A 19,739-nucleotide genomic window follows, 5' to 3' on the forward strand; every position below is an offset into this window, starting at 1 on the left:
CCATCGTGATCGGGGCCGCGCGGCAAGCCCTCGCCGTGCCCGCATCCAAGGCGTAAAGCAGTAGCGAGCCCGGGCTCTCACGGACGAGCATGGGCGAATGAATGATCAACCCGCACGGTGGACCCAGGCAACCACCTACCCCGACATGTGGGCCGACCCTGACGAGGATCCCCGCAACAGCGAAGGTGCCGGTTCGGAGGGCGAGCTTGCGACGCTGCAGGACTTCCTGGCGGACTACCGCCTGACCCTGCGGATGAAGTGCGAGGGCCTGGATGCGGAGCAGTTGGCCCGGCGGTCTGTTCCGCCGTCGACCATGTCGTTGCTCGGGCTTCTCCGCCATCTCGTAGAGGTGGAACGGGACTGGCAGAACTGGATCGGCGACGGTGATCCGCTGCCGAAGCTGTACGGCGAGAGGGACGCGGACTTCGACGGAGCCGTCGCCGACCAGGCCGTGGTCGACGCCGCGTACTCCGATCTGGAGCGCGAGCAGGCCGCGACCGATGCCGCACTGGCCCGGCACCCGGATCTCGGCGAGCGGCTGGGGAAGGACGGGATCGCCGTCCGGGAGCTGATGGTGCACAGGATCGAGGAGTACGCCCGTCACTGCGGGCACGCCGATCTGTTGCGCGAGTGCGTCGACGGAAGGGTGGGCCAGTGAGGGGGCGGCGCCCGCCGCTCGCCTGAGGCCGCACGGCGCGGGTTGGTGGTCCGCGACGATGACTGTCGTCGTGCTCCCCGTAGAGGCGTACCGGCCTGGGACCCGTCACAGTTCGTTGAACCGGCCCAGAGCCGCCCGCACGTTTGCCCGGGCATCGGTGAGGGAGTCCAGCGCCGCAGCCAGTTCTGCCGGGTCCTCCGCCGTCAGCCCGAACGCCCAGCCCAACCGCGCGTCCCACTCATCGGCTTCATCCGTGGCTGCGGCCGTGGCCGTACCGGCGACCGCATCCGCCCTCTCCGTCACGTGGGAATCCTGTCGTCACCGGGCACGGGCACAGGCCGGCCGAGGTGTCAGTAGTGGCCGGTCTCCCCGTCGAGGAGTTCGCGGATCGTGTCGAGGTGGCCGGCGTGGCGGGCCGTCTCCTCGATCATGTGGAACAGGATCCAGCGCAGCGATGCCGAGCCGGCCTTGTATGCGCGGTTCCGGCCGATGTCGTCCAGCGCGTGCGTGGCGATGAACTCGTTGGAGGTGGCGCACTGGCGGTCGTACTCGGCGAGGAGCCGGGGGAGCGGAATGCCCTCGGCCGTGAAGTCGGCGTCCTTGTCACCCGAGAACTGGGGGTTGTCCGTTGCCGGGTGGTCCAGGAACAGCACCTGGAACCAGCAGTGCTCCGCCCAGCGCAGATGCGAGACGATCCCGGCCACGGTCATCAAGGGGGATGCGGGCAGGACGGACCGGCGGGCGTTCTCCTCGGATATCCCCTCGCATTTCCACTGGACGATCGAACGCTGGAGGTCGAGCCAGCCCACCAGCTGGCTGCGTTCGTCCGCTGTGAAATCAGGGCGCGTGCGAGGAAGTGGCATGGGCGCCGAGGCTGGCCGGAGCGCGGGATCGGGCGCACCGGAATTCCGCAGCAGACGAACGCAGCCGCTGAAGTGCCTCCCGGGATGCGGTCCGGCGGGGGGCGGGGGACCGTGGAGGCATGTCCGGACATCCACCTGTGATCGTGTATCCGCCCTCGCCGACCGGCGGGCGGCGGGTGACCGTGCGGGGGCAGATCGTCGGGCTGGCGCACGGGCGTGGCGAAGTGGCCTCCTTCCTGCGGCAGGCGGGGCTCGCCGTGGGGGTGGAGGAGATCGACCTGGACCAACCCGAGCTGATCGAGTGGCGAGGCGGAGACCTCGATACCTGGAGGTGAGCCCCATGAGGTCCCGTGGAGCGCGCCGGGGCGAGGCGTCCCTCGAACCTCCGCCCGGGTATTACGGGGCGGACGGGGCGGCGCCCGACGTCATACAGCGAGGGCTGATTCTCGACTGGGTGGTGAGCCAGCGGATCGCAAGCGGATGGCGGGTGGAGTCCCGGTCGGGTACTCAGGCCGTCCTCGTGCGCGGGAAGCCGGTCAACCATGTGCTGCATGCCTTTCTGACCGTCTTCTCGTGCTTCGTGTGGGGCGCCGCATGGGTGGCTCTCGCGCTGACGAACAAGGTCGAGCGGGTCGCCCTCACCGTCGATGCACAAGGACATGTCGTGAGCGTCGGCGGCCCCTGAGCGCCGACCCCGCACGAGCCGGAGGGCCCGGAGGGTCACGGCGTCGCCCTCACCCGAACGGACGCGTTCGGCTAGTCGCGGGCGGCCGTGTCGCGCAGCGTCGGATCTGCCCGCGGCCGCGCCGGCGGGGCGTCCGACGACCGAAGGAGTTCCCATGGCCCAGTCAGCACCCGCACCGGGCACCTCCCCGAGCCCCGGATCCGGCAGCGCGTGGGCGTCCGGGGGCGTGATGTTCGCCGGTGTCCTGCTCCTCGTCGACGGTGTCCTGGCCGTGATCAAGGGGATCGCGGGCATCGCGTCCGACGACGTGTACGCCCGCATCAACGACTACACGTTCAAGTTCAGCGTGACGTCCTGGGGCTGGATCCACCTGGTCCTCGGCATCGTCCTCGTGATCGTCGGCGTGGGCATCCTGAAGGGTGCGCTCTGGGCCCGCGGCGTGGGTGTCGGGCTGGCGGTGCTGAGCCTGATCGCCAACTTCATGTGGCTGCCGTACCAGCCGGTGTGGGCGATCATCTCGATCGCCATCGACGCCTTCGTGATCTGGGCCCTGTGCACGGCGGACCGTACGAAGGCGGCCTTCTGACGTGAGTGGCGGGCGCGGTGGCCGGGAGGGAGACGGCACGGCTGCCCTGGCCGCCGAGGCGTACGTCTACGGATCCCCGCTGGTCCTTGCCCTGTCGGCGGTCGAATCGTGCCTGCAGCAGGGCTTCGGGGTGCTGGCGCCGACGCCCTTCAACAGTTTCGCCCACGCCGTCCGGCCCGCCGTTCCCGCCGACAATGTCGCGAACGCGGCGGTCGACACCGTCGACGCGATCGCGCAGCTCGACCTGTCCGGCGGGCCGGTCGGACTTCATGTGCCGGACACCGGCGGTGCGTACTACGCGCTGCAGTTCGTGGACGCGTGGAGCGGCACCTTCGCCTACGTCGGGCGGCGGGCAACCGGTACGGGCGAGGGCGACTGGTTGATCGTGCCGCCCGGCTGGTCCGGCACCGTGCCCGACGTGGTGACGGGGGTGATCGACGCGCCCACCTCCGTCGTCTCCCTCGTCGGCCGCATCGCGTGCGACGGGCCGGACGACATGCCCCGTGTCCGGGCGCTCCAGCAGGAGCTCACGCTCACGCACCTGGGAGCCCATGCCCACCGGACCGGTCTGCCCGCGCCCGACTCCGACGTACCCGAGGCCCTTCGGTTCTTCGAACGGCTCCGGGTGTGGATGGCCGACTTCCCGCCCTCGGCCGCCGACCGTGCCTACCAGGACCGGTTCCAGCCCTTGGGACTCCTGGAGGAGGGCGCCTCGCCGTACGTGTCGCCCGGGCCCGGTCTCCTGCGGGCGCTGACACAGGGTCTCGCGCTGGGCAGGGTGCGGGTGGCGGAGGCGAGCCACCACCAGGACGACGCCCGGTACGGCGCCCAGGACGGCGCGGTCACGGCGCCGGGTGCGTGGGCGATGAACCCGCACCTCTTCGACCACAACCTCGACCACTTCGGCGTCGGCACGATCAGCTCGCCGGAGTGGAGGATCCCGGACCGCGAGGCGTCGTACCTGGTCCGGGCGGTGGCGGCACGGCAGGCGCTCTGGGGGCCGCACGGATACGAAGCGGTGTGCGCGCACACCCGCGGCGACTCCCGGGGCCGGCAGCTCAGCGGGGCCCACGGCTACGCGCTGCGTCTGGGCCGGCCACCTCCGGTCGAGGGGTTCTGGTCCGTGACCGTGTACGACGTCCCGGGCGGCCACCTGGTCGGGAATACGGCGGACCGGTACGCGATCGGTGACCGCACCCCCGGTCTCGTGTACGCCGCCGACGGATCGCTGACGCTGCACCTGTCCCGGCAGCGGCCGACGGACCCCGGCAGGGCGGCGAACTGGCTGCCCGCGCCCGCCGGTGACTTCCGGGCCGTGCTGCGGCTCCACACCCCTGAGCAGGCCGTTCTCGACGGGAGCTATGTGATCCCGCCCATCGAGCGGCTCGAGGGCCGGTAGGCCGCGGCTCCTCGTCCGGTGCCGCTGTCAGTGCCGCGGTACACACTGGAGACATGTGCCGCAGTATCAAGACGCTTCGTCCGCCAGCCATCCCCGAAGAGGCCACCGAGGAGGAGATGACAGCAGCCGCCCTGCAGTACGTGCGCAAGGTGTCCGGCTTCCGCGCCCCCGCCGCGCACAACCAGGAGGTCTTCGACCGCGCCGTCGCCGAGATCGCCGAGGCGACCCACCGGCTGCTCGACGGCCTGGAGATCCGGGGCAGCGCTGCCCGGGTGTGAGCCCGGGGCGACCTGACCGGCCGGTCAGGCGGTGTCAGCTGCCTGCCGGGGCTCCGTTGACGACCGGTGCCCGCCGGGTGTGGGGCGGCCGCCGGACGACCAGTGCTGCCAGGGCGCCCGCGAGGAACAGGGCGAGCACCGAGACGGCCGTGCCCAGCCAGCTCGCGCCCAGCCACTGGCCGCCGAAGTAGCCGAGGCTCACGCTGTAGCCCGCCCAGGCCACTCCGGCCAGCGCCGACCAGGGCAGGAACTCCCGCACCTTGCGGTGGGCGGCGCCCGCGCCCAGGGACACGACCGAGCGGCCTGCCGGGGCGAAACGGGCGATGACGACGAGGGCGCCACCGCCGCGGCTCAGCGCCGCGCCGAGGCGCTCCTGCGCGGTGGTGAGACGGCGGGAGCGGGCGATGGCCCGGTCCAGACGGTCGCCGCCGCGCCAGGCGAGGCGGTACGCGACGAGGTCGCCGAGCACCGAGGCGGTTGCCGCGCACAGGGTCAGCACCAGCAGCGAAGGCACCTGCCGCGTGGCCTCGCCGGCGGTGACCGTCGTCGAGCTCGCCGCGGCAGCAGTCGCCGCCGTGATCACCAGCACGCCGCTGGGCAGGACGGGCAGGAAGACGTCCAGGAGTACCGAGAGGGCGACCACTGCGTAGATCCATGGGCTGCCGGTCAGCGCACCCACACTCTCGAGCACCTTCTACTCCCCGTCCGTTTCCCCATGTCACCGTGTCAACGCCGCGGCGTCGCAGGGGAGCGGCAGGAGCGGCAGGGTCAGCGGTTCAGAGTACGCCTGCCGTTTCCCCGGAGATCGCCGTGGGGCGGATGATGTTGTGCAGGTCACGTACGCCCCGGCCCCCGCGACGGCGGGGTACCGGGGCGTACGTGACCTGGGCCGACGGCCCGCCGGTCAGACCGGGACGGCCGGGGAGTTCTCGCGGGGGCTGCGGTCCTCGCGGGCGGCTCCGGTACGGGAGGAGAAGAGCCGGTCCACGGCCACGGCGCCGGGCCCGTGAAGACCAGCAGCAGGAAGGCCCAGCAGAAGACGGCCGACGCTTCGCCGCCGTTCTGCAGGGGGAACAGCGATTCAGGCTGGTGAACCTTGAAGTACGCGTACGCCATGGATCCGGAGGCGACGAGGGCGGCTATGCGCGTACCGAGGCCGAGCGCGACCAGGGTGCCGCCGACGAGCTGGATGACGGCCGCGTACCAGCCCGGCCAGGTGCCGGAAGGTACGGTGCCGCCGCCCATCGCGCCGCCGAGGACGCCGAAGAGCGAGGCGGCGCCGTGGCAGGCGAAGAGGAAACCGATGACGGCGCGGAAGAGTCCGAGTGCGTAGGGCTGTGCCCTGTTCAGACGTGCGGACATGGGGGGGTTGGCTCCTTCGGTCTGGGGACGTGAACCGATCGGGGCCCTTCAGGTTAGGTAGACCTCATTATTACTTGCAAGTTCAACATATTCCCAACTGGCTGAAAGTGGTCACCTGTTCGACGTCAGTTCGCGCTCCAGGACCGTCTCCAGCTGCGCGCCTGTGGGCCGTTGTCTGGCCTGAACCAATGTCAGCGCAGCTTTCCGGCCATGCAGAGTGAGGGCCATCAGCTGGTTGCCGAACCAGGGTCCGCCCGTCCTGCGCCAGCGCATCGGCGGCGCTCCCGTCCGGCCGTGGAGCGCCAGCGCGCGTCCCAGCCACCGGCCGGGCGTGCTCCAGCCGAAACGGAACCCGACTCTTATCGTGGCGGGGATCGAGTTGTGCACGGGGGAGCAGGTCAGCTGCAGGATGCGTGCGCCGGGAGTGGCGCCCGGTACGGAATCCGGCCAGTGGGGTTCGGTGATGTACGCATGGTGCACATCGCCCGAGAGCACGCATACCGTGGCAGGGGCGTCCGGCCCGTCGGCCACCTGCCGCAGCAGCTCCGTCAACTCGTTGAAGGATTCGGGGAAGGCCGCCCAGTGTTCCAGGTCAGAGGCGCGGCGCACCTTCTCCCCGAAGCGCGCCCAGCGCCCGTCCGGGCCGCCGCGCTCGCCCCGGCACAGCGCGGCGTTCCAGCTCTCCGCGTCATGGATGAGAGGCGGCAGCAGCCACGGCAGTGAGGTGCCGATCAGTAGATGGTCGTACGCATCCGGGTCGGCCAGGGCCTCGTCGCGCATCCATCGGGCCTCTTCGGCGTCGAGCATCGACCGTTGCTGCTCGCCGAGGACGCGGGCCGCCCGGCTGTCCACCATCAGCAGCCGTACTCGGCCGAAAACACGCCGGTAGCTCCACCGGGTGTGTGTGGGATCGGCGTCGGTCCGGGCGGCATGGTCCCGCAGTACTTCGGTGGCGTCCGGGACGGCGCGCACCGCCGCGTACAGCGGGTCGGCCTCCAGGGCTTCGGGGGAGAGGTTGCCGAGGTGCTGGTACACCCAGTACGACATCAGGCCGCTGACGATTCGTTCGTGCCACCAGGGCGTGCGGCGCATGTCCTCGAGCCAGGCGGCGCTGGTGTTCCAGTCGTCGATGACGTCGTGGTCGTCGAAGATCATGCAGCTGGGGACCGTGGAGAGCAGCCACCGCACGTCCGGGTCGCCCCAGGACTCGTCGTAGAGGTGGGTGTACTCCTCGTAGTCCGCGACCTCCGCGCCGGGCGGCTCGTTCAGATCGCGGCGTGCGGCGATCCGGCGCCGGGTGGCCTTCGACGTCTCGTCCGCGTACACCTGATCGCCGAGCAGGAGGAGCACGTCAGGGCGTACGGCCGTGGGGTCGGCGGCGAGCTCGACGGCCAGGGTGTCGAGGGCGTCCGGGCCGATGGCGTCCCCCCTGTTCGAGTGCAGCCGGGAGCGCGGGTCGCGCTCCTGCTTCGGCGGGGCCGCCCAGCGGCAGGAACCGAAGGCGATCCGGACGGGTCCGGCCTCCTCGGGCTGCGGGACAGGGGGTGTGGTGATGGTGCTCGCGGGGAAGGGGGAGTCCTCGGGCGGCCAGACGCGGCGGCCGTCGAGGAACACGTCGTAGGCCGTGGTCGAGTCGGGCGTCAGGCCCGTGACCACCACCAGCGCGTAGTGATGCCCCTCCACCGCGAAGGTCGGGGTGGAACCCGACGCACCGTCCGCGCAGCGGACCTCGGCCGTGCAGGGTCGGCTCGCCTCGACCCAGACCGTCGCCCGGGAGCCGGACTCCCAATCGACATACCGCAGCAGTGGTCCCAGGCGTAGCCCGGCCATGTGTGCCCTCCTCGCGTCGCCGTGACCGATGGCTCCGTACGGTACGGGTCGCCGTGACCGGCTCCGTACGGTACGGAACGACGGAGGAGGGCGGGTTGGTTCCGCTCCGCGGGTCCGGGGCCCTGCGGCAGCCGGCCGGGGAGCGGCTCCGCGGCCGCTCTGTGTCAGCAGCCGTTCAGTACGGACTGCAGCGCGCTCTTCTCGGTCGAGTCGACGCTCATGCCGTAGTAGTACTTCACGTGCACCCAGGCGCGTGCGTAGGTGCAGCGGTACGCGGTGCGCGACGGCAGCCACTCGCCCGGGTCCTGGTCGCTCTTGGACTGGTTGACGTTGTCCGTGACCGCGATGAGCTGGGGGCGGGTCAGGTCGTTGGCGAAGGCCTGGCGCCGGGCCGTGGTCCAGCTGCTGGCTCCGGATCGCCATGCCTCGGCCAGCGGGACCATGTGGTCGATGTCCAGGTCGGAGGCGGCGGTCCAGGTGGCGCCGTCGTACTGCGAGTACCAACTGCCGCTGGTCGCGGCGCAGGCGGAGTCCTGGACGACGTTCGTGCCGTCGCGCTTCAGGACGACTTCGCGGGTGTTGCAGGCGCCCGACTGGGTGATCCAGTGCGGGAACTTGTCGCGGCTGTAGCCGGTCGAGGAGCCCTCCGCGGAGACGGTGAGCTGGCCGAGGTACGTGCGGGCGGTCGACGCGCTGACCGGGGTGGGCATGGCGGCCTGGGCAGCCGGGGCGGAGAGGAGCCCGGTGGTGGCGGCGAGTGCGGCGGAGGCGGCGACGACGGCTATGCGACGCGCGTAGATACCGGACATAAGAACTCCCTTGATGTGGGGGGTACTCGGGTGGGCGACCTGTGGGCCCGGCCATCGTGACGGCGCCGGGTTTCCAGGGGATGGTTGCCAGGTAACAGAGTGGCGACATGCGCACGTCACATCAAGAGGTTGGACGGCTCGGTCTGACGTCCGGTCCGAAGTCTGTTCGGGGAAGGGATCTGACGGCGGGACGGCTCGGCCGGGCGGGCGCGATTCGCTCCGGGTGGTTCGTGGTGGTGTGAGCAGGTGGGCCGCCCTAGGGTGGCCGGGTGCTGCTTCCGGTCACTCCCGCACTCGGTGTCGCCCTCGCCGTACTTCTGGCGTTCGCCGCCACCGTCGCCGCAGGGGCCTCGCTCGGGCGCGCGAGGGAGATCGTCGTCGCCGGGCTGCGGGCGGCGGTGCAACTCACCGTCGTTTCCCTGCTCATCGGCTGGGTGGTGCGCTCCGCGGGGCCGCTTCTCGGCTTCCTGGCGCTGATGTTCGCGGTGGCGGTGTGGACGGCCGGGCGGCGGATCACCACCAACCGCACCTGGTGGTGGGCGGCGCTGCCGATCGGTGCCGGAGTCGTCCCCGTCGTCGGTGGGCTGCTGCTCACCGGGCTCGTCCCGGTGCGGGGCATCGCGCTGATCCCGGTCGCGGGCATTCTCGTCGGGGGCGCGCTCACCGCGACCGTGCTCGGCGGGCGGCGCGCGCTGGACGAGCTCGGGACCCGGTGGGGGGAGGTCGAGGCCGGGATGGCGCTCGGTCTGCTCGACCGGGACGCGAGGCTGGAGATCGCCCGCCCGGCGGCGTCGGACGCGCTCCTGCCGGGGCTGGACCAGACCCGGACCGTAGGGCTCGTCACGCTACCCGGTGCCTTCGTGGGCATGCTGCTGGGCGGCGCCTCACCCGTGGAGGCGGGCGCCGTGCAACTGTTCGTCCTGGTGGCGCTGATGGCGGTGCAGGTGGTTGCCGTCGCGCTGGTGCTGGAACTGGTGGCGCGGGGGCGCCTGCACCGCGGATGAGGCGTGCGGCGGAGGGGGTGTGCGGGGTGAGGCGCGCCAGTGATGCGGGGGTGCGGGCTATCGGGCCTCGATGTGCAGGCGGATCGAACCGTCGTCGGCCGCTTCCACCCGGAGCTGCGTCAGGTCCTCGACGTGGGCGTCCGGGGAGAGTGCCGCCGCGCGCGGGCCGATGCCCACGATCCGCATGCCGGCCGCCCGGCCGGCGGCGATGCCCGCCTCGGAGTCCTCGAAGACGATGCAGTCCGCCGGGTCGAAGCCCAGCTCGGCCGCACCCTTGAGGAAGCCCTCGGGGTCCGGCTTGCTGGCGCCGACGAGCTCGGCGGTGACGCGGATCTCCGGCATCGGCAGTGCCGCGGCCGTCATCCTGGCCCGGGCGAGCGCCGCGTCGGCCGAGGTCACGAGCGCGTGCGGGAGGCCGGCGAGGGACGCCATGAAGGCGGCGGCGCCCCCGATGGGCACCACGCCGTCGATGTCGGCTGTCTCCTCGGCGAGCATGACCCGGTTCTCCGCGTAGTTCTGCTCCATGGGGCGGTGCGGCAGCAGGGCGGCCATCGTGGCGTACCCCTGGCGTCCGTGGACCACCTTGAGCGCGGCCTCGGGGTCGAGACCCTGCTTCAGCGCCCAGCGCCGCCAGCAGCGCTCCACCACCGCGTCGGAGTTCACGAGGGTGCCGTCCATGTCCAACAGGAGGGCGCGGGCTTCGAGGACGGTGGCCGACATCGGCAGGCTCCAGAGCGCGGGGGGTGCGACCGGCACGGGGCAGGTCAAGAGAACAAGCAGCCCCGCCCGCCGGTCAGGGGAAACGGGCGGAGGCTACTTTGTTCCACCACGATACAAAAACCGTCGGCGGAACGCCAATCCCGCAGGCGGGGCCGCCCTGTCCACCCGGCCCGGTGCCCCTTCCCGTACGGCAGGGCCGGCCTTCCCGTACATCCGCGCGTCAGGACCGCCGCCCGTTGCCGGTCGTCTGCGCCTCCAGTGCGCGACGGGTCTCGGGCCCGTACACACCCGGGGGATCGGTCCGGACCGACACCCAGGTCTGGAATTCGCGGACAGCCCGTTCCACGCGCTCCGAGTACTCCCCGTTGTCCGGCTCCCGGTACACCCAGATCTCCTGCAGCCGGCGCTGGAGCTCGGCGACCTCCGGGCCCTCGTCACCGCGCCGCAGCGTGGGCCCTGCGATCTGGGCGGGCGGCGCCGACGTCTCCTCCGCGGACTGCGTGGCGGTCGCCGAGGGCGACGGTGTCCGGGAGGCGGTGGCGGAAGTGGACGCGGACGGGCTCTTGGACGCGGAGGCCGAGGGGGACGACGACGGCGACGCGGAGGCGGACCGGGAGGGTGTCGCAGAGGGGGACGCGGACGGCGACTCCGACACGGAGCCCGCAGGCCCGTCGCTCGCGTCCGGGACACTCGTCGCGACCTCGGGCAGCGCCTCCTCCCGGCTGTCGTCCCTGTCGAACAGGCCGCCCGCGAAGGCAGCCGTACCCACCACCGCGGCCACAGCCGCTCCCGCGGCGAGGACGGCGAACGGCCGCCGACGGCGCGGTTGAACCGGTTCGGGGCCGCCGCCGGCGTAGGCGGCGGCGGTACGCCGACGGGTCTCGTCCGCCGGGTCGGCGTCGGGCAACGGGCCCGCGGCGCCTCCCGTCACGCCGGCACCCGTCGGACCGGCACCCGCCGCACCGCCCATGAAGATCGGCATCGTCGTGGCCGTCGCGGGTGCGGTGTGCTCCTGCCCGGCGTCGCTCGACAGCGTCACGTACGGCCGGATCCGCAGCGGATCGAAGTCCTCGGCCGCGGCCATCTCGGCCGAGCGTGCGGCCCGGTGCTCCTCACCCGGCAACTGGGCCGAACGGGCCCCACAGGCGCACCGGTGCCCCGTGCTCCCGGGGACCGCGCCCCCGGGTCCCCGTCTCGCGCTCTGCTCGCCGCCGCACTCCGGGCATATATGTCCGGTCATCGTGGGTCCCCTCCCCTTTGAACTGCTGTGATTATGCAGGCCGCCGCCGGGAAGCCCAACGCCCGCACCACTGCTCGGCAGGCCATAACGGGACACAGCGGCCAGGATGGGGGAGAAGCGGACCCGAGGAGACGTTCATGGCCCAGCAGCTGAGCCCGCCGCCCCTTGCACCGGGCGAGGGCAGGTCCCGGCGAAGTGTCCTGGTGGCCATCGGCGCACTGCTCCTCGGCATGCTGCTCGCCGCACTCGATCAGACCATCGTCTCCACCGCACTGCCGACGATCGTCAGCGAGCTGGGCGGCCTGGACCACCTGTCCTGGGTGGTCACCGCCTACATGCTTGCGGCGACGGCGGCGACCCCGCTCTGGGGCAAGCTCGGCGACCAGTACGGCCGCAAGAAGCTCTTCCAGACGGCCATCGTCATCTTCCTCATCGGCTCGGCCCTCTGCGGCATGGCCCAGAACATGCCGCAGCTGATCGGCTTCCGTGCACTCCAGGGACTCGGCGGCGGCGGACTGATGGTGCTGTCCATGGCCATCGTCGGAGACATCGTCGCGCCGCGAGAACGTGGCAAGTACCAGGGCCTGTTCGGCGCGGTCTTCGGTGTGACCAGCGTCCTGGGGCCGCTGCTGGGCGGCTTCTTCACCCAGCACCTCAGCTGGCGCTGGGTCTTCTACATCAACCTGCCCGTCGGGGTCGTCGCGCTGCTCGTCATCGCGGCGGTGCTGCACATTCCGGTCCGCCGCACCAAGCACACCATCGACTACCTGGGCACCCTCCTCATCGCCTCCGTCGCCACCTGCCTGGTCCTCGTCGCCTCACTCGGAGGCACCACCTGGGACTGGGACTCCGTCCAGATCATCGCCCTCGCGGTCCTCGCCGTGGTGCTCCTCGTGGCGTTCATCCGCGTCGAGAGCCGGGCGGCCGAACCCGTGCTGCCCCTGAAGCTGTTCCGGATCAGGACCTTCAGCCTCGTCGCCGTCATCAGCTTCATCATCGGCTTCGCGATGTTCGGCGCGATGACGTATCTGCCGACCTTCCTCCAGGTGGTGCACGGCATCACGCCGACGATGTCCGGTGTCCACATGCTGCCGATGGTCTTCGGCATGCTCATCACCTCGACCGCCTCCGGACAGATCGTCAGCCGGACGGGCCGCTGGAAGGTCTTCCCGCTCGTCGGAACCGCCCTCACCGCAGCCGGTCTGATGCTGCTCCACCAGCTCTCGGAGACCAGCTCCACCTGGCAGATGAGCATCTGCTTCTTCGTCTTCGGCGCCGGGCTCGGTCTGGTGATGCAGGTGCTGGTCCTGGTCGCGCAGAACGCCGTCAGCTACGAGGACCTCGGCGTCGCCACGTCCGGAGCGACCTTCTTCCGTTCCATCGGCGCCTCGTTCGGCGTGGCTGTCTTCGGCACCATCTTCACCACCCGGCTCACCGGCAAACTCGATGACGCGCTCGCCGGGCGCTCCCTGCCGCCCGGGGTCGACGCCGAGGCACTTGCCGCCGACCCACGGGCCATCAGCCTGCTCCCCGCCGACCTTCGCCCCTCGGTCCTCAGCGCGTACTCGACCTCGATCACCGACGTCTTCCTCTACGCGGCCCCCGTCGTGGTCGTCGCCTTCGTCGTCGCCTGGTTCCTCAGGGAGGACCCCCTGCGCGGTTCGGTGAGGGCCCCCGACACCAGCGAGACCCTGGCGTCGAACCCGGTCCAGCGCTCCTCGTACGACGAGTGCGCCCGCGCTCTTTCGGTGCTCGCCACCCGGGAGGGGCGCCGGGAGATCTACGAGAAGATCACCGCCAGGGCCGGATACGACCTGCTGCCCGCGTCCAGCTGGCTGCTGCTGCGGATCAAGCGGCACGGCACCGTCGAACCCGCCAGGCTGGCCGAGGCCGCCCCCGTGCCACTCCACGTGATCCTCGCGGCGGCCCGCCAGGTGGAGGAGCGCGGCCTGGTCCGGCGCGAGGGCCTGGAGATGGTGCTGACCGATCTGGGTGCCGAGGCCGTGGTCAAGCTGTCGAATGCCCGTGAAGAGTCCCTGGCGGAGATGCTGGGGGACTGGTGGGGTCCGGAGCGGCCCACCGACCTGGTGCGCCTCGTCGCGGAGCTGACCGCCGAGGTGAGCGGGTCGAGCAAGGAACGGCCGCACATGCCCGAACCGCCCCGCGACCACCTGGCCTGACCCCGCGCGACCTGCCCGACCCGCCTGACGGCCTCACCGGCCCGAGCGCGGGCGCGTTGCGCGGACGGCGGGCTCACAGCTCCTTGGCGAACCAGTGCTCCGCGTACGGCCCTTGGTTGAACGCCGGGACCTCCCGGTAGCCGTGCTTCGCGTAGAGCCCGCGCGCCTCGACGAGGTCGTTGCGGGTGTCCAGCCGGATCTGCCGCACTCCCAGGGAACGCGCCGCACTCTCGATGGCCGCCAGCAGCAGCCCGCCGCCCCCGGTGGAGCGGAATGCGGGGCGTACGAACACCCGGGTCAGCTCCGCGGTCCCCGCCTCGGCCAGACGCAGGCCCGCGCAGCTCGCCGCCTTGCAGCCGTACCGGCCGACGAGGAACTCGCCGGTGGGCCGCGCGAGGAGTTCGACGCCGTCGCCGGTCAGCCCCTCGTCGATCTCCCCCGTGGTCGCAGGCCGTCCCCAGTAGCGGCTCGCCACCTCGTCGTAGTAGTCCCTGCGCAGGAGCTCCGCGTCGGGCGTGCCGAAGTGTTCGGGGGCAACGATCCAGGTCATTGGTTCATTCTGGCTCCCGTACGAACCGGATGACGAACCCATTAATACGTACAGGGGGCAGCGATGGTGCAGGACTCGGACCCGGCGACGCGGGCGGCAGCGGTGCGGAGGCTCGGCGAGCAGTGGATACGGGAGTTGGCGGGGCCCGGTCCGCGAGAGGGCTTCGTCTGCTCGCCCGCCGGACTGTGGCTGGCGATGGTCGCCGTCGCGACCGGAGCCCGCGGGGCGACGGCCGGTGAACTCCGCTCGGTGCTCGGGGTGGCGGACGAGGAGGCGGCCGCCGTCGTGACGGAGGCGGCGCGGGAGTGGGGGCGTACCGAGGCGCTGCGGGTGGCGACCCGGGTGTGGAGCAGGGTGCCTGTCCGTCAGGAGTACATGGACGCGCTGCCGGACATCGGCTTCGGGCCGGTCGACACGGACGAGATCGACGCCTGGGTGCGCGAGAGGACCGGCGGAATGATCGAACGGCTGCCGTTGCAGCTCGACGGTGTCGCTCTCGCGCTCGTCAACGCGCTGGCTCTGAAGGCGCTCTGGGAGACGCCGTTCGACGTGAACCGCACCCGCGAGGTCCCGTTCACCGACGCGGCGGGCAGGACCCTCCCGGCGGCGACGATGCACGCGTCGGTGCGGCCGCAAGACGTGTGGGCGGTTTCCGGCGCGTACGTCGTGGAGCTCCGCTGCCGTACGGAGCCGGGCGGGGCGGATCCGGCACGGGTCAGGCTCGTCCTCGGCGAGCCCGGCGCGGGGGCGGCGCAGGTCCTGCCGCTCGCGTGGGCACCCCGGGACGAGGGTGCCCCGCTGGATGCCGACCAGGTGACCATCGGGGTTCCTCGATTCACCCTGCGCACGAACGTTCAGGTCACCGAACAGCTGCTCGCGCTCGGTGTGCGGCTTGCGACGAGTGGGGCCGAAGCGGACTTCTCGGGACTGTCGCCCGAGCGCCTCCACATCTCGGAGGTCGTCCAGGAGGCCGTGCTGAAGATCGCCGAGGAGGGCGTGGAGGCCGCGGCGGTCACGGTCGTGGCGATGCGGCGCGCCGCCGCGCCCCGGCCGCAGGTGGTGCGGCACCTCGCGTTCGACCGGCCGTTCGGGATCGTCGTCCTGGACGGCTCCGCGGATGTTCCCCTGTTCGCGGGCTGGCAGGCGGACGCCCCCGCGGACGAGGGCTGACGGGCAACCGGAACGCCCGACTCCGGGCACCGCGCAGGGGCGGCTTTCATGTTCTGAGCATTCTTTCGGGCAAAAGCGTGGTGACAGTCAGGTGAAGAGGGGGTGATTGTGTCTTCGTGACGGGGCAATGCGAGGCTTCATCCGCACCCACCCGGGTCGAGGGGACGGTGCACGAACGGTGGGAGGGGCGGCGCGCGTGGCAGAAGCGGAGCGCAGTGTGCGGGGGAACGCGACGGCGGACCTGGGGGCGAGGACCGGAGCGGCCAGGATTGCGCTCTGGCTGCTCGTGGCCGTGCTGGCCGTACGGCAGATGGCGGTGGTGCTGCGGCAGCCGCCCGGCGAACGCCTCACCGAGCTGGAGACCTGGATCGGTGAGAACGGGGTCCTGCACGTGGCCGGATCCGTGTACGACTCCGGCCGGTTCACCGGCACCCCCTTCGCGGGGCTGGTGCTGAAGCCCTTGACGGCCTCGGCCGAGCAGACCCTCGGCGTCGTGTGGACCTTCGGGTCCCTGCTGCTCGTCGCGGCGCTCGGCCTGGTCGCCGCCCGCGCCCTGCCCACCCCCGTGAGCCATCGCACCACGTTCCTCGCGGCGCCCGTCGCGATCGCCCTGCTCATGCTGTCGCTGCCCGTCCGCAACACCCTGTACCTGGGACAGACCAGCATCCTGCCCGTCCTGCTGGTGCTCGTCGCCTGCTTCGCCGTGCGCGGCGAACGGCTTCCCGGCGTGCTGATCGGCATCGCCGCGGCCCTCCAGCCGACCGTCCTGCTCTTCGCCGGGCTGCTCTGGCTCACCGGCCGGAGGCAGGCCGCCGTGACCGGCGGTGCCGCGTTCGCCGCCTGCACCGCGCTGGCCGCGGCGGCGATGCCGCACGACTCCTGGACCTACTGGGTCCACCACGTAGCGGGCGCCGGACTCGGCGACAGCCCGGACAGCCTGGCCAACCAGTCCCTGCACGGCGCGCTGCTCCGCCTCGGATTCGAAGGCCCCCTGGAGATCGCGCTCTTCCTCGTCCTGGCCGCCGGTGTCACCTTCCTCGGGCTGCGGCGCGCGGTGCGCTACGCCCAGGACGGACAACTGCTCCTCGCCGTCGCCGTCACCGGCTGTGTGGCCGTCGCCGTCTCGCCGACCGCCTGGCAGCACCAGCTGCTCTGGGTGCTCCTCGCCGTCGTCGGACGGGTCGGCACCCGGGCCTCGGACCGGCTGGTGTGGCCGGCCGTCGTGGTGCTCGTCCTCACGCTGCCCGGGAAGATGCTGCTGCCGAACATCGGCGTGCTCCTTCCCGTACGCGACAACGTGCTGCTCATCGCGGCGCTCGGGGCGGCCTGCGTGGCTCCGTTCCTGTCGCGCACCTCGCCGCACTGGCAGCGGCCGGTTCCCACGGACTACGCCGAACCCGTCGCCTCGCGCTTCGGCCACGTGCCGCTGCTGCCGTTCTGGCGGCGGGTGCTCAGCCGGCCCAACCTGCTGCTGGAACTCCTGCTGATCAGGGTCGTCTACTCCGCGTACGCGAAGGTGCGGCTGGCGGCCACCGCGGGCCGCTCGACGGCCGAGGAGCACGGCCGGCAGATCCACTCCCTCGAGCAGTGGCTGCACATCGACATGGAGCACTGGGCCAACCACGCGGTCGTGGAGGTCTCCTGGCTGCGGGACTTCTTCGACTACTACTACTCGACGTTCCACTTCATCGTGCCGCTCGCGATCCTCGGTGTGCTGTACGTACGGCGGCCCACGGACTACCGCTGGGCCCGCAGCTCCATCGGCTTCGCCACGGTCCTCGCCCTGATCGGCTTCTGGCTCTACCCGCTGGCCCCGCCGCGGCTGATGCCGGGCCTCGGCTTCATCGACACCGTCCACGGCGTACAGGATTTCGCCAAGCCGGACTACGGGACGCTGACGTCGATGACCAACCAGTACGCGGCGATGCCGTCGCTGCACTTCGGCTGGTCGCTCTGGTGCGGTGTGGTGATCGTGATGCTCGCACCGAAGGCGTGGATGAAGGCACTCGGCCTGCTGCACCCGCTCTTCACGGTCTCCGCCATCGTCGCCACGGGCAATCACTGGGTGCTGGACGCGGTCGGAGGCGCGGCCGTCGTGGGCATGGGCTTCGGCCTGACGTACGTCCTGTCCGGGCCCCGCACGCTCCGGCCCGAGCCCGCTGCGCCGAAGGGTCCCGCGGCCGAAGTCGGACCCGCGGAGGATGCCGGGAGCCCGGTGGGGGAGCCGGTGGGCAGCAAGCACTGAGTCCACCCGGACGGCGAGGCAGTCCTCGCCGGCGCCGGGGCTCAGTCGGTGGAACAGCACCACCTCAGTGCCTGTCTGCAACACCCCATGGAGCACTGTCGGGGGCGTGTCGTACATCTGGCACACCCCCGGTCCGAGCCTCCGATCGGAATGTGAAGAGAATGTGGATCGAGCGAATCGCTGAGGCCACGCGCTGGGAGCAGGCTCGGCTGGAAATTTCCTGGAACGGCGTTGAGGAAGAGCTCGGTACGGCACTGCCCGAGGACTACAAAGAGCTTGCCGAAACGTTCGGCAAGGGAGAGTTCTCGGAGTTCTTGCGCATTCTCACCGTCGATGCCACACGGCAGTTCGACCTGGTCGGGATCTGGAGGACGTTCCTCGACGGCGGCCCGGAGAGCGGACCCGATCCCGCCCTCATGCCCTACCGGATGTACCGGCCTGGTCAGCGCGGTCTCATTCCCTGGGCGTTAGGTGAGATGAAGTGCAGCTACTTCTGGCTGGCATCCGCCGAGGAGGATCCGGCGAACTGGCCCATCGTGACGCAGGGCGACCCGTATCCCTGGCAAGAAGTGAGTATGTCCACCGGCGAGTTCGTCCACCGCGTACTGACGGATCCCGAGTTCGAGCCGTTCTCGATCGCGAGGCTGATGCCGGAGCCGGACTTCTACTCGATGGATCACTGACAGGATGCCCTGCAGGCAACCACGGTCGTCCAGTGGCAGCCGGCTGGGACGCCGCTGCCTGACCGGCAGCAACGGCTCGATCCGCCTCCACAGGTCAGACGGCACCACCCACGGCGGACCGCCTTCCCCATGACCCGTTCAACAAGCCGGCCAGGAGGGGGATATGGCTACGACCAGGCTTACTGTCGCTGCTCTAAGAACTCCTAACGAAATGACACTTTGGGGTCGACTCCTCGTCGTGGGATGCCGTCGGGCAGCATGGGGCGATGGACTTCGAACAGCCGCTGCCTCGCGAGCTGAAGGCTGTCGATTCGGCCTCGCTGTTCAGGCTGGAGGAGCGGGCGTGTGACCTCGGTCTGAGTCAACGGCTGGACCCGGCGTGGGTGCGCGCGAATGCGGCGCCTGACGGCACCCACTATCTGTGGCCGGCCCTGTGGCACACCTTGTCCCACCGCCCGGACGTACCACGTCACGTGCGGTGGGAACTGCTGATCACTCTGCGTACGGGAGACCGTGTGCTGAGCCTGCTGGATGTGATCCCCGACGACTTCGCCCCGCTGCCGAAAGTGACCTCACGCGAAGAGGGCATGCAGGTCAGGCGGCTCCTTGACCGTGCTCCTTCGGTGCGGGAATGGCTACTGCGGGAGGGCGAGGGCCCGGGCCGCCTGTGACAGGCGTCGCCAGCAGATGAGTGCGCATCCGAGAGTGAGGAAGGCTTCGTGGATGTCGTCGCGGATCTCCCAGCGGATCCGCAGGCTGCGGAACCAGTGCAGGTGGGCGAAGGCGCGCTCGACGACCCAGCGTTGGGTTCCGAGTCCGGAGCCGTGCTCGATGCCGCGTCGTGCGATCAGTGGCTTCACACCGAGCGCGCGGACGAGGCGGCGGTATTTGTCGTGGTCGTAGCCGCGGTCACCGAGCACGACGTCGGGGCGGCGCCGAGGTCGGCCGCGCTTGCCCCGTACGTGCGGCACTGCCTGGAGCAGTGGAATGAGCTGGGTGACGTCGTTGCGGTTGCCGCCGGTCAGGGTGACGGCGAGCGGGATGCCAGTGGCGTCCGTGATGAGGTGGTGCTTGCTGCCCGTCCTGCCCCGGTCAACAGGGCTTCGTCCCGTCTTGGGGCCCCTTTTAACGCCCGGATGTGGGAGCCGTCGACAGCTGCCCGCGAGAAGTCCAGGGCGTCCGCGCTCCGGAGTTTGGCCAAGAGTGCTTCATGAAGCCGGGGCCACACGCCGGCCTCGGTCCACTCGGCCAGGCGGCGCCAGCACGTCATGCCCGAACCGAAGCCGAGTTCCTGCGGCAGGTGTTCCCAGGCGATCCCGGTATGCAGCACGAACAAGATGCCCTGAAACACCTGCCGGTCCGGATGCCGCTTCCGTCCCGGATGCCGGTACCGACGCTCAACCATCGGCAGCAGCGGCTCGATCACCGCCCACAGCTCGTCATCGACATCCCACGGCTTCCGCCGAGCCACTGCGCA

General features: G+C 71.0%; 21 protein-coding genes and 1 pseudogene. 12 read left to right on the forward strand and 10 right to left on the reverse strand.

Translation table 11 applies throughout. The features are described 5' to 3' along the window. Positions 1-97 precede the first annotated feature (97 nt). A complete protein-coding gene (locus tag OG844_RS34645) occupies positions 98-658 on the forward strand; it encodes a DinB family protein (RefSeq protein ID WP_406395716.1) in 561 nt (186 codons plus the stop codon). Positions 659-763: 105 nt separating this feature from the next. Here OG844_RS34645 and OG844_RS34650 read toward each other — a convergent pair whose 3' ends face one another. Beyond that, on the reverse strand, positions 764-961 hold the full coding sequence (locus tag OG844_RS34650; RefSeq protein ID WP_406395718.1) for a hypothetical protein: 198 nt from the start codon (positions 959-961) through the stop codon (positions 764-766). A 47-nt stretch (positions 962-1,008) separates the two neighbouring features. Continuing rightward, a complete protein-coding gene (locus OG844_RS34655; RefSeq protein ID WP_406395719.1) occupies positions 1,009-1,521 on the reverse strand; it encodes a DinB family protein in 513 nt (170 codons plus the stop codon). 119 nt (positions 1,522-1,640) lie between these two features. Here OG844_RS34655 and OG844_RS34660 point away from each other — a divergent pair, with 119 nt between their 5' ends. The 5 genes from OG844_RS34660 to OG844_RS34680 all read left to right on the forward strand — a co-directional run bounded on the left by OG844_RS34660 (position 1,641) and on the right by OG844_RS34680 (position 4,469). Further along, positions 1,641-1,856 carry a hypothetical protein gene (locus tag OG844_RS34660; RefSeq protein WP_406395721.1) on the forward strand — a complete coding sequence of 72 codons (216 nt, stop codon included), beginning with the start codon at positions 1,641-1,643 and terminating at the stop codon, positions 1,854-1,856. A 5-nt stretch (positions 1,857-1,861) separates the two neighbouring features. Continuing rightward, on the forward strand, positions 1,862-2,206 hold the full coding sequence (locus OG844_RS34665) for a hypothetical protein (protein ID WP_406395722.1): 345 nt from the start codon (positions 1,862-1,864) through the stop codon (positions 2,204-2,206). Positions 2,207-2,360: 154 nt separating this feature from the next. Beyond that, positions 2,361-2,792 carry a hypothetical protein gene (locus OG844_RS34670; protein ID WP_406395724.1) on the forward strand — a complete coding sequence of 144 codons (432 nt, stop codon included), beginning with the start codon at positions 2,361-2,363 and terminating at the stop codon, positions 2,790-2,792. A gap of 1 nt (position 2,793) precedes the next feature. Then, positions 2,794-4,191, forward strand: coding sequence for a DUF1254 domain-containing protein (locus tag OG844_RS34675; protein WP_406395725.1), 1,398 nt, complete (start codon positions 2,794-2,796; stop codon positions 4,189-4,191). A 53-nt stretch (positions 4,192-4,244) separates the two neighbouring features. Further along, positions 4,245-4,469, forward strand: coding sequence for a DUF2277 domain-containing protein (locus OG844_RS34680; protein WP_329211511.1), 225 nt, complete (start codon positions 4,245-4,247; stop codon positions 4,467-4,469). A gap of 34 nt (positions 4,470-4,503) precedes the next feature. Here the strand turns inward: OG844_RS34680 and OG844_RS34685 are convergent, their stop codons facing one another. The 4 genes and pseudogenes from OG844_RS34685 to OG844_RS34700 all read right to left on the reverse strand — a co-directional run bounded on the left by OG844_RS34685 (position 4,504) and on the right by OG844_RS34700 (position 8,470). Beyond that, the gene (locus tag OG844_RS34685; RefSeq protein ID WP_406395727.1) at positions 4,504-5,160 is read right to left on the reverse strand and encodes a DedA family protein; all 657 of its coding nucleotides are present in this window, start codon (positions 5,158-5,160) and stop codon (positions 4,504-4,506) included. Between the two features lie 213 nt (positions 5,161-5,373). Continuing rightward, positions 5,374-5,831, reverse strand: a pseudogene (locus OG844_RS34690) (DoxX family protein). A gap of 111 nt (positions 5,832-5,942) precedes the next feature. Then, positions 5,943-7,661, reverse strand: coding sequence for an alkaline phosphatase D family protein (locus OG844_RS34695; protein ID WP_406395729.1), 1,719 nt, complete (start codon positions 7,659-7,661; stop codon positions 5,943-5,945). A gap of 164 nt (positions 7,662-7,825) precedes the next feature. After that, positions 7,826-8,470, reverse strand: coding sequence for an HNH endonuclease family protein (locus OG844_RS34700; RefSeq protein ID WP_406395730.1), 645 nt, complete (start codon positions 8,468-8,470; stop codon positions 7,826-7,828). Positions 8,471-8,739: 269 nt separating this feature from the next. On the opposite strand from OG844_RS34700, the gene OG844_RS34705 reads away from it, so the two are divergent. After that, on the forward strand, positions 8,740-9,474 hold the full coding sequence (locus OG844_RS34705) for an ABC transporter permease (RefSeq protein ID WP_406395731.1): 735 nt from the start codon (positions 8,740-8,742) through the stop codon (positions 9,472-9,474). 57 nt (positions 9,475-9,531) lie between these two features. On the opposite strand, the gene OG844_RS34710 is transcribed toward OG844_RS34705, so the two are convergent. Both OG844_RS34710 and OG844_RS34715 read right to left on the reverse strand, forming a co-directional pair. Further along, complete coding sequence (locus OG844_RS34710) at positions 9,532-10,194, reverse strand: HAD-IA family hydrolase (RefSeq protein ID WP_406395733.1); 663 nt, start codon at positions 10,192-10,194, stop codon at positions 9,532-9,534. Positions 10,195-10,414: 220 nt separating this feature from the next. Further along, positions 10,415-11,434 carry a peptidoglycan-binding protein gene (locus OG844_RS34715; protein ID WP_406395734.1) on the reverse strand — a complete coding sequence of 340 codons (1,020 nt, stop codon included), beginning with the start codon at positions 11,432-11,434 and terminating at the stop codon, positions 10,415-10,417. 137 nt (positions 11,435-11,571) lie between these two features. Between OG844_RS34715 and OG844_RS34720 the strand changes: the two genes are divergently transcribed. Further along, entirely contained in the window at positions 11,572-13,614 is a 2,043-nt protein-coding gene (locus OG844_RS34720; protein WP_406395735.1) for a DHA2 family efflux MFS transporter permease subunit, read from the forward strand. A gap of 73 nt (positions 13,615-13,687) precedes the next feature. Here the strand turns inward: OG844_RS34720 and OG844_RS34725 are convergent, their stop codons facing one another. Beyond that, entirely contained in the window at positions 13,688-14,164 is a 477-nt protein-coding gene (locus OG844_RS34725) for a GNAT family N-acetyltransferase (protein WP_406395736.1), read from the reverse strand. 63 nt (positions 14,165-14,227) lie between these two features. Between OG844_RS34725 and OG844_RS34730 the strand changes: the two genes are divergently transcribed. The 4 genes from OG844_RS34730 (at position 14,228) to OG844_RS34745 (ending at position 18,933) form a co-directional block, all read left to right on the forward strand. Next, a complete protein-coding gene (locus OG844_RS34730) occupies positions 14,228-15,334 on the forward strand; it encodes a serpin family protein (protein WP_406395738.1) in 1,107 nt (368 codons plus the stop codon). Between the two features lie 196 nt (positions 15,335-15,530). Next, entirely contained in the window at positions 15,531-17,579 is a 2,049-nt protein-coding gene (locus tag OG844_RS34735) for a bifunctional glycosyltransferase 87/phosphatase PAP2 family protein (protein ID WP_406395740.1), read from the forward strand. Positions 17,580-17,740: 161 nt separating this feature from the next. Then, complete coding sequence (locus OG844_RS34740; RefSeq protein WP_406395742.1) at positions 17,741-18,262, forward strand: hypothetical protein; 522 nt, start codon at positions 17,741-17,743, stop codon at positions 18,260-18,262. A gap of 266 nt (positions 18,263-18,528) precedes the next feature. Next, positions 18,529-18,933: a hypothetical protein gene (locus tag OG844_RS34745; protein WP_266933299.1), complete on the forward strand. Its 405-nt coding sequence runs from the start codon at positions 18,529-18,531 to the stop codon at positions 18,931-18,933. On the opposite strand, the gene OG844_RS34750 is transcribed toward OG844_RS34745, so the two are convergent. Then, a protein-coding gene (locus OG844_RS34750; protein ID WP_406396363.1) for an IS5 family transposase occupies positions 18,898-19,667 on the reverse strand; the annotation gives its coding sequence in 2 pieces (ribosomal slippage) (positions 18,898-19,388 and positions 19,388-19,667; 771 coding nt in all). The two genes, OG844_RS34745 and OG844_RS34750, sit on opposite strands and share 36 nt — an antisense overlap. Positions 19,668-19,739: the final 72 nt, after the last annotated feature.

It is taken from the genome of Streptomyces sp. NBC_00887 (assembly GCF_045207585.1).

What these genes read in the sequence shown, in the direction of transcription:
- OG844_RS34725 (WP_406395736.1), bottom strand. Translation starts at nt 14,164, where the DNA reads ATGACCTGGATCGTTGCCCCCGAACACTTCGGCACGCCCGACGCGGAG.
- OG844_RS34670 (WP_406395724.1), top strand. Translation starts at nt 2,361, where the DNA reads ATGGCCCAGTCAGCACCCGCACCGGGCACCTCCCCGAGCCCCGGATCC.
- OG844_RS34740 (WP_406395742.1), top strand. Translation starts at nt 17,741, where the DNA reads ATGTGGATCGAGCGAATCGCTGAGGCCACGCGCTGGGAGCAGGCTCGG.
- OG844_RS34660 (WP_406395721.1), top strand. Translation starts at nt 1,641, where the DNA reads ATGTCCGGACATCCACCTGTGATCGTGTATCCGCCCTCGCCGACCGGC.
- OG844_RS34715 (WP_406395734.1), bottom strand. Translation starts at nt 11,434, where the DNA reads ATGACCGGACATATATGCCCGGAGTGCGGCGGCGAGCAGAGCGCGAGA.
- OG844_RS34720 (WP_406395735.1), top strand. Translation starts at nt 11,572, where the DNA reads ATGGCCCAGCAGCTGAGCCCGCCGCCCCTTGCACCGGGCGAGGGCAGG.
- OG844_RS34645 (WP_406395716.1), top strand. Translation starts at nt 98, where the DNA reads ATGAATGATCAACCCGCACGGTGGACCCAGGCAACCACCTACCCCGAC.
- OG844_RS34680 (WP_329211511.1), top strand. Translation starts at nt 4,245, where the DNA reads ATGTGCCGCAGTATCAAGACGCTTCGTCCGCCAGCCATCCCCGAAGAG.
- OG844_RS34665 (WP_406395722.1), top strand. Translation starts at nt 1,862, where the DNA reads ATGAGGTCCCGTGGAGCGCGCCGGGGCGAGGCGTCCCTCGAACCTCCG.
- OG844_RS34695 (WP_406395729.1), bottom strand. Translation starts at nt 7,661, where the DNA reads ATGGCCGGGCTACGCCTGGGACCACTGCTGCGGTATGTCGATTGGGAG.
- OG844_RS34655 (WP_406395719.1), bottom strand. Translation starts at nt 1,521, where the DNA reads ATGCCACTTCCTCGCACGCGCCCTGATTTCACAGCGGACGAACGCAGC.
- OG844_RS34745 (WP_266933299.1), top strand. Translation starts at nt 18,529, where the DNA reads ATGGACTTCGAACAGCCGCTGCCTCGCGAGCTGAAGGCTGTCGATTCG.
- OG844_RS34730 (WP_406395738.1), top strand. Translation starts at nt 14,228, where the DNA reads ATGGTGCAGGACTCGGACCCGGCGACGCGGGCGGCAGCGGTGCGGAGG.
- OG844_RS34710 (WP_406395733.1), bottom strand. Translation starts at nt 10,194, where the DNA reads ATGTCGGCCACCGTCCTCGAAGCCCGCGCCCTCCTGTTGGACATGGAC.
- OG844_RS34700 (WP_406395730.1), bottom strand. Translation starts at nt 8,470, where the DNA reads ATGTCCGGTATCTACGCGCGTCGCATAGCCGTCGTCGCCGCCTCCGCC.